We start from the raw sequence: 13,252 nt of genomic DNA, 5'->3' as shown, positions 1-13,252 counted from the left end.
TGCCGGAACGCGCGCTACTCCGTGCCGGGGTCCGCCACCTCGCGCAGCCACCCGGGGACGGGGACCGTCGCGCGCGTCTCCCGGTCGACGCACACGTGCACGAGCTCGCCGCGCGCGACCACTTCTCCGTCGCGCGTGAAGACGTGGCGGCTGCGGAACGACGTTCGGCCGATGCCGCCGACGTCCGAGCTCTGCTCGATGACGTCGTCCAGCATGATCCTCCCGAGGAAGGAGCACCGGGCCTCGACGATGGGGATGCCGGGACCCTCCTCCAGGAGCCGGGTGAAGGGATGGCCGACCTCGGCGAGCCACTCGGACAGACCGCGGTCCATCCACCGGTGCACGGCCGTGAAGTGGATCTGCGCCACGTCCACCTCGGACATGACGACGCGGAACGTCGCGCGGCGCACGTGGGGGGGCATCGACCCAGCCTACCGACGCGCCGCCCGCCGACGACCGTCCGCAAATTGCGGACTTTCCTGCCCCCGCCCGCCCGTCGGTAGGGGGTGAATCCGGCTCGCCCCCGTCCTCTCCCACGTGAACGACCCCCCGTTCGGCGTATGGAGATTCTGTGGATTCTTCTCTTTCCTCTGTCGAGACGTAATGAGCGACGCAACCCCATCCCCTCCCACCGATGACGAGCGCCGCCACGCCGCCTGCATGGCGATGACGTCCGCGCCCGGCCTGATCCGGTTCGCGACCCGGTACACCCGCTCGCTGCACGACGCGGAGGACGCCTACCAGCGGGCGATGGAGATCGCGCTGACGCGTGCGCCGGTCGTCGAGCCGCGGCGGTACATGGCGTGGCTGCACACCGTCCTGCGCAACGAGGCCCTCGCGGTGGCGCGCGCCCGTCGCCGGGAGGGGCCCGCGGCCGAGGCGGACGTGCCCGACGCCTACGGCGACCGGCTCGAGGAGGCGGTGCCGATCGACGCGCTCGCCGAGTGGCGCGACCGCTACCGCGCGATCCAGGACGGCCTGGCCGGGCTGACCGACGCGCAGCGGGTGTGCCTGATGCTGCAGACCGCCGGCGCGAGCTATGAGCGGATCCGCGAGATCACGGGGTTCTCGCTGCGGAAAGTCGAGCGGTCCGTCCTGGAGGGCCGGCAGAACCTCCTGGCGTGGGAGGTCCGGCTCGCGAGCGGCGAGGCGTGCGCCCGGCTCGACGAGATGATCGGGCGCGTGGCGACCGGTGCGGCGTCGTCACGGGAGCGGCGCGTCGTCAGTCGCCACGTGCGCCACTGCGGCCCCTGCCGCGCCACCCTCCGCAACCGCCGCGACTCCGACCAGTCCCTCGCCGCGCTGGTGCCGGTCGGCCTGCTCGCCGGCCAGGCCCTGGTCGGCGCCCCCGACCCGTCGCCGATGATCGCCTGGTGGGAGAGGGTCGCCGGTGGTGCCACGGTTCGCGCGGGGACGATGGTGCAGATGGCCATGGAGGTCCCCGGCACGGCGCTCGCCAAGGTGGGCGCCGGGACCGCGGCCGTCGCGATGGCCGGGGCCGCGGGGTTGCCACTCGTGGTCGACGCCGCCGCGCCCCCGTCCCCACCGGTCGCGGCCGCGACCGCGGAGGGGCGGACGATCGACGGGTCGCTCATCACGCGGGAGACGGCGGGTGACGGGAGCCAGACCTCGTCGTCGCTCGCCCGGGCCCGGCGCGTCGCCGCGACCGCCGCCGACGCCGACCGGCGCCGGACGCGCGCCCGCATCGCGGCGGCGGACGAGGCCGCCGCCCGTGCGAGCGTGACGGCACGGACGGTCCGGGCGAACGCGCCCGCGGTCGTGCGTCCCGCGGTCGTCACGGCCCCGCCGGATCCGCCGCCCGCCCCGACGCCGGCACCCGCCTCGGCTCCCGCGGCGGCCCCGGCCTCCATCGCGCTGGAGTTCGGCCCGTGAGCCGCCGCCGGCACATCGTGGCCGCCGTCGCCGCGACCCTCGCCGCGGGTGCCGTCCTCGCGCCCCCCGCGGCCGCCACGGACGGCAACCTCTACCCCGCGGGGTCGTCGATCTGGGCGACGAGCACCCAGTTCTCGGCGACGGTGCTCGCGGGGCCCGTGTGGCAGGTCCAGGCGCCCGCCCTCGCACCGGCGAACGCCGGGAATCACTGGGAGATGAACTGGGGCTGCCCCGTCGCGGGGAGCGAGATCGCCTCGGTGCACTTCGGTGGCCTCCGCACCCAGGCGCCCAGCTCCCTGGCCCTGCGGGTCACGGGGAACCGCAACGTCCTGTGGGAGGAGGGCGACGCGGCGATGCCGACCCCCGACCGCGGCGGGCGGCCGTACGTGGTCGGCCTGCCCGGCGGCCAGTGCAACGTCCACCTCGCGTTGACCCAGGTCGAGACCCGCAACCAGCACGCCCGGGGGTACTTCATCGACAACCCGCGGATCCTGGTCCGCGACCTGACGGGCCCGGAGGTGGCGCTGCGGGGTCTCTCGGGCGGCTGGATCCGTGCGGGGGCGGCCATGCGGGTCGACTGGGCGACGTCCGACAACTTCGGTTCGGACGGGGTCGGCCAGCAGCGGGTGGTGGTCGCCGGGCAGGTCCGCTGGGCCGGCGCCCCCGGCGTCGGCCTCCACGGCCTCGAGGTCGGTCTCGACGGCGTCCCCGACGGTGTCCACCGCGTCGAGGTCCAGGCCGACGGCGACGGGACGGCGGGTGGAGCCGCCGCGGGCACGGTCCACGTCGACCGCACCCCGCCGGCGGCGTCCGCCCTGGCCGCGGCCCTGACGGCGCAGCCCGGCGTGCTGGCGTTCTCGTGGAGGGCGGCGGACAACCTCAGCGGCGTGGCCGCGACCGCGGTGGACGTCAACACCGCCGCGGGCGGCGCGGGGTCCGGCGAGTGGCGCGAGGTCGCCTCGGCGGCGGGGCCGGGGCCCCACGCGCTGCAGGCCGCCGCGACGGACGTGCCGGACGGCGTCCACGCCTGGCGTGTCCGCACCACCGACGTCGCGGGCAACGTGTCCGTCACCCCGGGCCCGTCGCACGTCGTCGTGGACCGCGCGGCTCCGCGCCTGGATCTGCACGGCGTGCCGGCGGGTTGGGTGGCGAAGGCGGAGCTCGACCTCGGCGCGACGGACGAGCTGGAGACGGCGCTCGGGCCGGTCGGCGTCGAGATCGACGTGAACACCGCGGCCGACGGGGGCGAGTCGGGGGAGTGGCAGCGCCGCGCGACATCACCGGGTCCGGCGGGGCGTCGGATCGTCGCCCTCGACCTCGCGGGCCTCGAACCCGGTCGGCACGCCGTGCGGATCACCGCCCGCAACGGGGGGCCGCTGGGCGCGACGCTGGCGACGGAGCGCCGCACGATGATCCGCGTGGACGACCGGCGGCCCGAGATCTCCCGCGCCGCCTTCACTGCCGCGGCCGGCCGGCCCATGTCGGTGACATGGGTCGCCGAGGACGCGCACGCCGGTGTCGCGACGGCGACGGTCCAGTGGCGCGACGGGGCGACGTGGCGGACGCTCGGCACCGAGGCCGCCACCGACGGCGCGGGCACCATGGTGGTCGACGTCTCCGCCCTGCCGGCGGGTGACCGGCCGGTCCGGCTGCTGATCGGCGACGGCGCGGGCAACGCCGCACTGCGCACCGGGAGCGTCACGCTCGCTGGTGGCGGGGGCGCCGGCAGCACGGCATCCGACCCGGTGGCGCGCCTGCGCGCCGCGCGCCTGACCCTGTCCATCGACGGTGGACGCACGGAACGCCGGGACGGACGGACCGTCGTGACGCGACGGGTGTCGGCGGGCCGGACGATCACGGTCCGCGGTCGCCTGACCGACCGTTCCGGTCGCGCGATCGTGGGGAGCGAGATCCAGGCGCGGGGCCACCGGGGCCGGTTGGTGGGAAGGGCGCTCACCCGCCGGGACGGACGGTTCACGCTCGTGGCGCGCCCGGTCGCCGGCGGACCGCTGACGGTCGGCGTGCTCGCCCTGGGGCGCCTCCTGCCCGACCGGCCCGTGACCGGGCTGCGCGTCGAGGTGCGACCGCGGATCGCGCTCGACGCGTCGGCGACGAACGTCGGGCTCGGCCAGACGGTGCTGTTCGCCGGCCGGCTGAGCCCGGCGCCCGGGGACCTCGGGCTCGGGGCACGCAAGGGCGTCGTCCTCGAATGGCTCGACCCGATACGCCACACGTGGCGACCCGTCGTCAACGCGCGCACCCGCCGGGACGGAACGTTCGCGATCCCCTGGACCTACGGCGTCCGCGGCCTGACCATCCCGATGCGCGTGACGGTGCCCGGCGAGGTCGGGTGGCCCCTGCTCCCCGTCCGGTCACGCGTGATCCGGGTCACGGTCTCGGGGTAGCGTGAGCGGCCTATGAGGATCGTCCGCAGTGCACTTGGGGCGGCCGTCGGACTGGTCTGTCTGTGCCCGGGAGCGGTCGCCGTTCCGACCTTGAGCGACGGCGCCGTGGCGCCGAGCGGGTGGACCAACAATGCTTCCGCGGGTTCGATCTGGGTGCAGAACAACTTCGAAGGCGGTCTGTTCACCTCCGCCGTGGTCGAGGTCAACAGCGCTCCGACGGGGCTCCCCACTGGGGCGTGGAACGCCAGAGCTACGTCCTCTGGTCCCCTGACGTCTGGAACCAACTCCCTTCTCTTCGGTGTGGCGGATCTGGAGGGGCGCTTCCAAGTACGAGTGGTGATCGACGGAGCGAGCAACTCCCCGTTGACGCTGGGGACGCTCCAGCTCGACCGGACGGCGCCGGTGGCGTCGTCGATCTCCCTCACGCCGGAGGGTGGGGTGGTGGTGGCCGACTGGATCCAGTCGGACGCCCTGTCCGGCACGGATCCCGCCGCGCCGGTGGTCGTGGAGGTGAACGCCTCCCCGGCCGGCGACGCCGCGGGCGTGTGGGTGCCCTTCGCGGAGCAACCCGCGCCGGGTGACGGGCGCAAGACGGCCCGCACGAGCCTCGCGTCCCTGCCCGACGGCCGGCACCTCGTGCGGGCGCGGACCCGTGACCGGGCGGGGAACGTCGCCGCCCCCACCCTCGGCACCGTCACGTCCGACGCCACGCCCCCCGTCGTCACCCAGGTCCGCGTGGTGCGGGCGCCGGGTGCGGTGGATCCGATCGCCGAGCTCGCCCTCGCCGCCGGCGACGGCGGCGGCACCGGACTGGCGGGCGGGCCGACCGCCGGTCCCGCGGGGCGCCCCGACATCGACTGGACCACGCCCGGGGCGCCGACGGCCGACAGGGTGCTCGTGCGCCTCCCCGGGCCCGGGGTGCACCTCGTGACCGTCCGCGCGGTCGACCGGGTCGGCAACCGGGGCGAGAGCGCCCCCATCGCCATCCGGGTGCCGACCGTCGCCGAGGCCGCGGACGCGCGGGTCGGGCGCCGCCCCGACATCTCCGCGACCGGCGGGCGTCCCTCCGCCGACGTGCTCTGGGCCTACGCCGCGGTCCGGCGCTTCCACGCCCGCCGCGGGGTCCCCCTCCGTGCCCGTCTGAGGGTCGCGCCGACCGACCGCGCGTGGAGGGCGCTGCTCGGCACCGCCGCCGCCGGGCGGTACCGCGGGTACGCCACCCTGCGGGGCGACGTCCTCCTCGGACCGGCGGCGACCCGGGGACTCACGACGCTCTCCCGGGCGCGGCGGGGGACGGCACCGGCGCCCTCACGGGCCGACCTCGACCGCGCCACGACGGGACTGGCCGTGTTGCTGCACGAGACGATCCACGCCACGGGGCCCGCCGCGCGGGAGGACGTGACCGGCACGCGGTCCGGCGCCGCGCTCGAGGAGGGGCTCGCCGAGGCCGTGACCGTCGACCGGCTCGACGCCTACGCCCGGAGCCTCCGCCTCGCGCCACCCCTCGAACGGCGCCTCCGGGCGGCGGTGCGACGGTACCGGCCCGCATACGGGGCGCAGGTCGCCTGGGTGCGGAGCCTCTCCGCGCGCGCGACCGGCGCCCCCGCCGGGTCGGCGCGGGCCCGTGACTGGCGGCGGCGGGCCGCCGACACGTGGGGCGCCGACCGGTGGACCCGGCTCGCGGCGGCGACGGGGACCGACGAGGCGACGCTCCGCGCGCAGGCGACCGCCCGCGCCGGCGCTCAGGAGGCGGCCGAGGGCACCTGAGCCACGACGACGATCTCCGTCCCCGGCTCGATCGACGTGATCGGCAGACCGGCGGCCGGGACGACCCGCTCGACCTCCTGCGGCGTGTAGAACCGCGCCCGGGCCCGCCGCGTCGAGTGACCCGCCCGGGCGTACCCGAGGAACGCCTGCAGGTACGTGTCGCTCAACAGGTTCGGGAACGTCAGGTACGCGACGCCACCCGGGCGCAGCACACGGCGGACGTCCTGCATCAACAGGAACGCGTCCTCCCGCTCCAGGTGCTGCAACACCAGCAGCGAGTAGACGAGGTCCACCGACCCCGACGGGACATCCGGCATCGACGTCCCCCGGCACCGGGCGAACCGGACGTTCCCCACGCCCTCCATCCGGCGGCGGGCGTACCGCAACATCAACGGCGACGCGTCCACCGCCCACAGCGACCCGCACGACGGGGCGACATGCACCGCCACCCGGCCGATGCCGCACCCCAGGTCCAGGGCCACCGCCTCCGGCGACAGGAACGGGGCCAGGCGCTCCGCCGCCTCGCGGCCCGAACGGTCGAACGCCTCCGGATCCGGGTCGTTCAGGATGTACCGGCGGGCCTGCTCCTCCGACCGCGGCATCCACAACCCCGCGTACCTCACCCCGCCCAGACGGCGACGGAGATCCTCAGCCAACGCCATGCGCGCCCCCTCGAAGCCGCCACGCGGACGCAGGGAGCCTACGCCCGCGGAGTAGGCTTTCGCGCCCGATGCCCGCACCGGCCCTGCTCGACGCGACGCCACTCGCGAGCGCCCACTCGACCCGGGGGATCGGAGCGGCGGTGCGCGGGATGATCCACGGCCTCCGACGGCTCCCCGCCGACGACCGCCCACGCCTCCTCCTCCGCGACGGGCAGGAGGCACCCGACGGTTTCGAGGTCGCCCGCGTCCACTGGCCCACCTGGCCCCTCCACCGCCTCCCCGACCCCTGGCCTCTCGCCCGCGGCGAACGCGCCGTCCGCCGCCTCGCCGGCACACGCACCGGAGACGGCGACGGGGACGGGGGGGACGGCGGCCACGTCGCGTTCCACGCCGTGCAGCCCTCCCTCATCCCCGGGGGCCGGACGATCGTGACCTGCCACGACCTCATCCCTCTCGCCTACTGGCCCGAGTACCTCGGGGGCGCCGGCCGGATGGCGGAGGCGCTCGCCTACCGCCACTTCCTCCGCCGCCTCCGCGGCGCCCGCCTCGTGCTCACCCCCTCACGGGAGACCGCCGACGACGCCATCCGCCTCGCCGCCGTCGACCCCGGCCGCGTCCGCGTCGTCCCCTGGGCGGCACCCGACCCCGTCACCCCCGAGGGGCCACCCGCCGACGGCCGCTACGTCCTCGTCGCCGGGGCGATCGAACCCCACAAGAACGCCGGGCTCGCGCTCGAGGCGATCGCCGGGGCCGCCCCCGGCGTCCGCCTCGTCATGGCGGGACCGTGGTCGCCCCGCCGCGCCGCCCGCCTCCGCGGCCACGCCGCCCGCGTCGGCGCCGACCGGCGCGTCGAATGGCTCGGGCTGCTGCCCGCCGCCCGCCTCGCCGCCATCCGCGCCGGGGCCCTCGCCGTGCTCGTCCCCTCCCGCAAGGAGGGCTTCGGCCTGCCCGTGCTCGAGGCGATGGCCGCCGGAGTGCCCGTCCTCGCCACCGACACCCCCGCCCTCCGCGAGGTCGGCGGCGACGCCGCCACCTACCTCCCCGTCACCGACCCCGGCCCGTGGTCGCGGGCCATCACCGAACTCGCGGAGGACCCCGACCTGCGGGAGCGCCGCGCCGCCGCCGGCCGGGAACGCGCCGCCGCCTTCTCGTGGGAGCGCACCGCCGTCGAGCTGACCCGCGCCTACCGGGACGCCGCGGCATGAGCCTCGTCGCCGTCGACTGCCACATGGTCGGCCAGAGCGCCGCCGGCGACGCCGGCAACGGCCGGTACGCCGCCACGCTCCTCGCCGCCATGGCCGCCACCGCCGCCGGCGGCGACGCCGTCGCCGCCCTCGTCGCCACCCCCCAGGGCGCACGGGCACTCGAACGGTACGGCCAGACCATCGGCGTCCCGTCCGCCGACGTCCCCCGCCTCGCCCGCGCCGCCCCACGCGCCCTCGCCGACCTCGGCGCCGACGCCGCCGTGTTCACCTACGTCTCGCCCGGCTGGAACCCCTGCCCGATCCTCCTCGCCGTGCACGACGCCACCTTCATGACCGACCCCCAGTGGCTCGGGGCCCGGGCCCGCGCCGTGCTGCGCGGCCTCGTGCCGCGATCCGCCCGCAAGGCCGCCGCCGTGCTCGCCCTGTCGCAGACCGCCGCCGACGACATCGCCCAGGCCCTCAAGCTCCCGGCCGGGAAGGTCCGCGTCGTCAGCCCCCACCCCGCCCCCGTCTTCACCGACGCCGACCGCGACGGGGCCGTCGCCCGCGTACGGGACCGCTTCGGCATCGCCGGCTACTGCCTCGCCGTCGGCGACATCGGCCCCCGGAAGAACCTCGGCGCCCTCGGCGACGCCGTCCGCTCCCTCGGCCCCACCGGCCCCGACCTCGCCCTCGTCGGCAAACCCGGGCCCGGCGGGGAGAGGATCGCCCGCGACGCCGGCGGCACGTGGCTCGGCCACGTCGACGACGCCACCCTCGCCGACCTCTACCGCGCCGCCGCCGTCACCGCCTACCCCTCCCTCTACGAGGGCTTCGGCCTGCCCGCACTCGAGGCGATGGCGAGCGGCTGCCCCGTCGTCGCGAGCGACCGGGGGGCGCTGCCCGAGGTCACCGCCGGCGCCGCGATCCTCGTGGAGCCCACCGCCCGCGGCATCGCCGACGGCCTGCGACTCGCCCTCGACCCCACCGTCGCCGCCCGGCTGCGCACCGCCGGCCCCGCGCGGGCCGCCGCGTTCACGCCGCAGACGATGGGCGCCGCCGCCTGGGACGTCGTCGCGTCGGTGCTGACGTGAGGATCGCCCTCGTCGGCACCCGCGGCATCCCCGCCGCCTACAGCGGCTTCGAGACCGCCGTCGAGCACCTCGCCGAGCGGTTCACCGCCCGCGGCCACGAGGTCACCGTCTACTGCCGGCCGCACATGACCGCACGGCAGGAGACCCACGTCGGGGCCCGCCTCGTGCACCTCCCCACCATCCGCAGCAAGCACCTCGACACCCTCGCCCACACCCTCGTCAGCACCGCCCACATGGCCACCCGGGCGCGCCCCGACGTCGCGATCTACTTCATCGCCGGCAACGCCCCCGTCGTGCCCCTCGCCCGCCTCGCCGGGATCCCCTCCATCCTCCAGATCGACGGACTCGACTCGGAGCGCGCCAAGTGGTCCGGGGCGGCGAAGGCGTACCTGCGCACCGCCGAGCGGATCGCCCCGAGCGCCGCCACCATCGCCGTGACCGACTCCGCCGCCGTCGCCGACGCCTACGAACGCCGCCACGGCCGGCGCATCCCGTGGATCGCCTACGGCGCCGACATGCCCGACCCCGGCGACACCGGGTGGTGCGCGCGCCTCGACGTCGAGCCCGGCCGGTACGTGCTGTTCGTCGGGCGGCTCGTCCCCGAGAACAACGCCCACCTCCTGATCGAGGCGCACCGCACGCTCGGCACCGACTGGCCGCTCGTCATCGTCGGCGACGCCCCCTACGCCGACGACTACATCGCCGGTCTCCGGGCCTCCGCGGGGCCGGGCGTGCGGATGGCCGGCTACGTCTTCGGCGACGGGTACCGCGAGCTCGTGCACCGCAGCGGCGTCATGTGCGCCCCCACCGAGGTCGGCGGCACCCACCCCGTCATCGTCGAGGGGATGGCCGCCGGCGCCGCCCTCGTCGTCAGCGACCACGGCCCCAACCTCGAGGTCGTCGGCGACGCCGCGGCGAGCTTCCCGCTGGACGGGGGCGCACCCGCCCTCGCCCGGGCGCTCGGCGCCCTCATCGACGACCCCGCCCGGCGGGAGGAGCTCGGCGCCCGCGCCGCGGCCCGCGCCGCGGAGCGCTACTCGTGGGACGCCTGCGCCGACTCCTACCTGCGGCTCTGCGAGACCGTCAGACGGTCCGCCGGCCGATGACCAGGAACTGCTTGCCGAGCAGGCGCCACGCCAGGGGCGAGCGCAGGTAGAGGCGCGTCGTCGCGGGGCTCGCCGGCAGGCGCCCGCGGAACGAGTACGGCAGGAACCGCGGGACGATGCGCTCCGGCTCGAACCCCGCCGCGTAGAGGTGCTCGGCGATCGAGGTGTGCGTGTAGACCAGGGTGTGGTCCGCGCAGTCGAAGTACTCCTTCGCGCAGTACCGGAAGTTCGGGCCCATGATCGCGATGCGCCCACCCGGGGTCATCGCGACGCGCATCCGCTCCAGGAACGCGGCGGTCTGCTCCTGGGAGAGCAGGTGCTCCAGGGTGTTCGACACCCACACGCCGTCGAAGTGGTCGGCCGGCAGGTCGGCCTCCATGATGTCCGCCACCATCGTCCGGACACCGGGATCCGCGTCCCGCTCGGCGTAGTCGGCCTGGTCGACGGCCCAGCGCTCCGCGGCCGGTACCGCGTTGATGAACTCGCAGCGGCCCGCCGCCGGGTCGAGCACCGTCTGCGGTGACCCCATCAGGCCGTGGACGAACGGGGCGATCTCGTCCCACACGGCCGTCCGCACCGACTGGTCGATGCCGCGGAACCGGTACTCGTAGAGACGCTGGAAGTTCATGCATTGACCGCCCGAGTCGAGAGGGAGACACGCCGCAGCGCGGTGTAGCTCAACCCCCAGCGCACCATCAGGATCGAGCCGGTGACGGTGGTGGGGATGAACCAGGCGGCGTGCAGGAGGACCGCGAACGCGAGCGCATCCGCGCCCGCGACGCCGAACAGGCCGAGCGAGGACGCCGCGATCCAGTGGTAGGTGCCGATGAAGCCCGGCGCCGACGGGACCGCCGACCCCAGACCCAGGAGGCCCGTCGTGAACAGCACCTCCGTGGCGGAGAGGCCGATGCCGAGGGACTCCGCGATGGACCAGAGGCCCGCCATCCAGGCGCCCCACGCGGCGAACGTGAGGACGAGGGCGCGGAACGCGCCCGACCAGGTGTGGACGCAGCGCAGGCCCTCGCCGAGGGTCAGCAGGTGGCGCATCCACCGGCCCGCCGGCGCGTCGTCGGGACGGCGGCTCATCAGCAGCGCCACGACGCCGAGCGTCGCCAGCGCCGCGATCGTGATGATCGCGCCGCCGATGCCCACCCACCGCACCCAGTCGTCGGTGGGGGAGGCCGCGACGGTCAGTCCGAACGCGAGGGCGAAGAAGACGACGTCGGCGACCCGGTCGACGACCACCGTGCCGAACGACTGCAGCACCGGGCGGTGCGCCGAGCGGCCGAGGCCGACCGAGCGCGCCACCTCGCCGAGACGGGCCGGCAACGCGTTGTTGACGGCCGCCCCGATCAGGACGAGCTCCAGCATCTGCGGGGTGCCCGGGGGGTCGAGGTCGCGGGCGATGCTCCGCCACCGCACCGCCAGGATCGGGTACGACGCGAGCATCAGGAGCGCACCCGCCGCCAGGTACGCCGGGGAGGCGTCGCCGATCGCCGAGGCGACGTCGCCGAGGTCGATGCCGCGGATCGCCAGGAGGATCGCGGCCACGCTCACCAGGACGCCGACGGCGAGGAGCGGGACGATGCTCCGCGGGCCGCGCGTGGCGCCCTCGTCCGCTGCGACCACCTCCGTGACGGGGCTCCCTCCTGCGCTCGTCGCTGGACCGGGAGCGATACTAGACCCCGAAGGGGAGGTCCCCGGCGATCTCGGCGAGGGTGGGCGCCGCCGCGTCGCGGGCGGACACCTCCACCGGCATGTCGGGCCACGCGATCGCGACGTCCGGGTCGTCCCACGCGAAACCGCGCTCCACCGCCGGGTCGTAGTACGACGAGCAGCGGTAGACGACGTCCGCGACCTCGCTCAGCACCACGAAGCCGTGGGCGAACCCGACCGGCAGGTAGACGAGCCGCAGATCCTCGTCGTCGAGGGTCACCGACTCCCAGCGGCCGTACGTCGGCGACCCCCGCCGGATGTCCACGGCCACGTCGAGGATGCGCCCGCGCGCGCAGCGCACCAGCTTCGCCTGACCCTCCCCGATGGAGAAGTGCATGCCGCGCAGCACCCCGCGCACCGAACGGGAGTGGTTGTCCTGCACCCACGCCTCGTCGATGCCGAGCCGCACCATCTCGTCGGCCCGGAACGTCTCGTGGAAGAAGCCGCGGGCGTCCCGGTGGACGACCGGGTCGACGACCAGCATGCCCTCGAGGGAGGTGGGTGTGGCCCGCATCGGGCCGAAGGCTACTAGCCCTTCCCCGCTACATTGCCGCGGTGCCCGAGCTCTCGATCGTGATCGTGTCGTACCGCTGCCGCGACCTCCTGGCCGAGTGCCTCGACAGCCTCGCCGCCCAGCGGGAGGACGTCGACCTCGAGGTGCTGCTCTACGACAACGCCTCCGGCGACGACACCCTCACCGCCGCCGACGCCCACCCCTGGGTGCACGTCGAGGACCTCCCGCGGAACGTCGGGTTCGGCCGCGCCAACAACATGGGCTTCGCCCGCGCCGCCGGCCGCGCCGTGCTCGCGCTGAACCCCGACACCGTCATCCCGCCCGGCGCCCTCCGCGCCTGCCTCGACGAGCTGTGGTCGCACCCCGACGTCGGCGTGCTGACGCCGCGCCTCGTCGACCGCGACGGCAACCTCGACCGGCGCTGCAAGCGCGGTTTCCCCACCCCCTGGTCGTCGTTCTGCTACTTCACCGGCCTCGACCGGCACCTCCGCGGACCCCGCTCCACGCACTACACCGCCGGCTGGGTGCCCGAGGACCGGGAGGGCGACGTCGAGAGCGTCACCGGGGCCTTCATGCTGATGCCGGCCCACGCCCTCGACGAGGTCGGCGGCTTCGACGAGCAGTTCTTCATGTACGCCGAGGACATCGACCTCTGCCTGCGCTTCATCGCCCACGGCTGGCGGGTGCGCTACTGGCCGGGGGCGACCGTCGTCCACGTCGGCGCCGGGTCGAACGCCGACGGCCGCCGCCCCGCCGAGGCCGACTCCGCCTACTTCCGCACCATGGCGCCCTTCATCCGCAAGCACCGCCCCGGCCTCCGCGGCCGGGCCCTCGCGGCGGGTGTGTGGGCCGTCGGCGAGGTGGCCCTCGCTGCGTCGCGCCTGCGCGCCGCCGCGGGACGCTGACCGGCC

The 13,252-nt window shown here is 75.8% G+C and carries 12 protein-coding genes; 7 read left to right on the top strand and 5 right to left on the bottom strand.

Annotation, left to right across the window (positions count from 1 at the left end; translation table 11 throughout):
- Positions 1 to 14 precede the first annotated feature (14 nt).
- The gene (locus tag IU369_RS00445; RefSeq protein WP_217922593.1) at positions 15 to 422 is read right to left on the bottom strand and encodes an acyl-CoA thioesterase; all 408 of its coding nucleotides are present in this window, start codon (positions 420 to 422) and stop codon (positions 15 to 17) included.
- Positions 423 to 603: 181 nt separating this feature from the next.
- Between IU369_RS00445 and IU369_RS00440 the strand changes: the two genes are divergently transcribed.
- From IU369_RS00440 to IU369_RS00430, 3 genes are all read left to right on the top strand, one after another.
- Positions 604 to 1,893 carry an RNA polymerase sigma factor gene (locus IU369_RS00440; protein WP_217922592.1) on the top strand — a complete coding sequence of 430 codons (1,290 nt, stop codon included), beginning with the start codon at positions 604 to 606 and terminating at the stop codon, positions 1,891 to 1,893.
- Entirely contained in the window at positions 1,890 to 4,298 is a 2,409-nt protein-coding gene (locus IU369_RS00435) for a carboxypeptidase-like regulatory domain-containing protein (protein WP_217922591.1), read from the top strand. Before IU369_RS00440 ends, IU369_RS00435 begins: the two co-directional genes overlap by 4 nt.
- A 336-nt stretch (positions 4,299 to 4,634) precedes the next feature.
- On the top strand, positions 4,635 to 6,065 hold the full coding sequence (locus IU369_RS00430) for a hypothetical protein (protein WP_217922590.1): 1,431 nt from the start codon (positions 4,635 to 4,637) through the stop codon (positions 6,063 to 6,065).
- Here the strand turns inward: IU369_RS00430 and IU369_RS00425 are convergent.
- A complete protein-coding gene (locus IU369_RS00425; RefSeq protein WP_217922589.1) occupies positions 6,041 to 6,727 on the bottom strand; it encodes a class I SAM-dependent methyltransferase in 687 nt (228 codons plus the stop codon). The genes IU369_RS00430 and IU369_RS00425 overlap by 25 nt on opposite strands.
- A 68-nt stretch (positions 6,728 to 6,795) precedes the next feature.
- Here IU369_RS00425 and IU369_RS00420 point away from each other — a divergent pair, with 68 nt between their 5' ends.
- The 3 genes from IU369_RS00420 to IU369_RS00410 are packed head-to-tail and all read left to right on the top strand — an operon-like array spanning position 6,796 to position 10,111.
- Positions 6,796 to 7,932, top strand: coding sequence for a glycosyltransferase family 4 protein (locus tag IU369_RS00420; RefSeq protein ID WP_217922588.1), 1,137 nt, complete (start codon positions 6,796 to 6,798; stop codon positions 7,930 to 7,932).
- Positions 7,929 to 9,005 carry a glycosyltransferase family 4 protein gene (locus IU369_RS00415; protein WP_217922587.1) on the top strand — a complete coding sequence of 359 codons (1,077 nt, stop codon included), beginning with the start codon at positions 7,929 to 7,931 and terminating at the stop codon, positions 9,003 to 9,005. Before IU369_RS00420 ends, IU369_RS00415 begins: the two co-directional genes overlap by 4 nt.
- Positions 9,002 to 10,111: a glycosyltransferase gene (locus IU369_RS00410; protein ID WP_217922586.1), complete on the top strand. Its 1,110-nt coding sequence runs from the start codon at positions 9,002 to 9,004 to the stop codon at positions 10,109 to 10,111. Before IU369_RS00415 ends, IU369_RS00410 begins: the two co-directional genes overlap by 4 nt.
- Here IU369_RS00410 and IU369_RS00405 read toward each other — a convergent pair.
- From IU369_RS00405 to rfbC, 3 genes are read right to left on the bottom strand one after another with little or no spacing between them, the layout of a single operon-like run.
- A complete protein-coding gene (locus IU369_RS00405) occupies positions 10,089 to 10,739 on the bottom strand; it encodes a class I SAM-dependent methyltransferase (RefSeq protein ID WP_217922585.1) in 651 nt (216 codons plus the stop codon). The genes IU369_RS00410 and IU369_RS00405 overlap by 23 nt on opposite strands.
- Entirely contained in the window at positions 10,736 to 11,740 is a 1,005-nt protein-coding gene (locus IU369_RS00400; protein ID WP_217922584.1) for a lysylphosphatidylglycerol synthase transmembrane domain-containing protein, read from the bottom strand. The genes IU369_RS00405 and IU369_RS00400 overlap by 4 nt, the downstream gene beginning before the upstream one ends.
- Positions 11,741 to 11,789: 49 nt before the next feature.
- The gene (rfbC, locus tag IU369_RS00395; protein ID WP_217922583.1) at positions 11,790 to 12,341 is read right to left on the bottom strand and encodes a dTDP-4-dehydrorhamnose 3,5-epimerase; all 552 of its coding nucleotides are present in this window, start codon (positions 12,339 to 12,341) and stop codon (positions 11,790 to 11,792) included.
- Positions 12,342 to 12,382: 41 nt separating this feature from the next.
- On the opposite strand from rfbC, the gene IU369_RS00390 reads away from it, so the two are divergent.
- A complete protein-coding gene (locus tag IU369_RS00390) occupies positions 12,383 to 13,246 on the top strand; it encodes a glycosyltransferase family 2 protein (RefSeq protein WP_217922582.1) in 864 nt (287 codons plus the stop codon).
- Positions 13,247 to 13,252 lie beyond the last annotated feature (6 nt).

It is taken from the genome of Miltoncostaea oceani, from assembly GCF_018141545.1.
Lineage (GTDB): Bacteria > Actinomycetota > Thermoleophilia > Miltoncostaeales > Miltoncostaeaceae > Miltoncostaea > Miltoncostaea oceani.
This window is presented reverse-complemented; position numbering and strand designations above follow the sequence as displayed.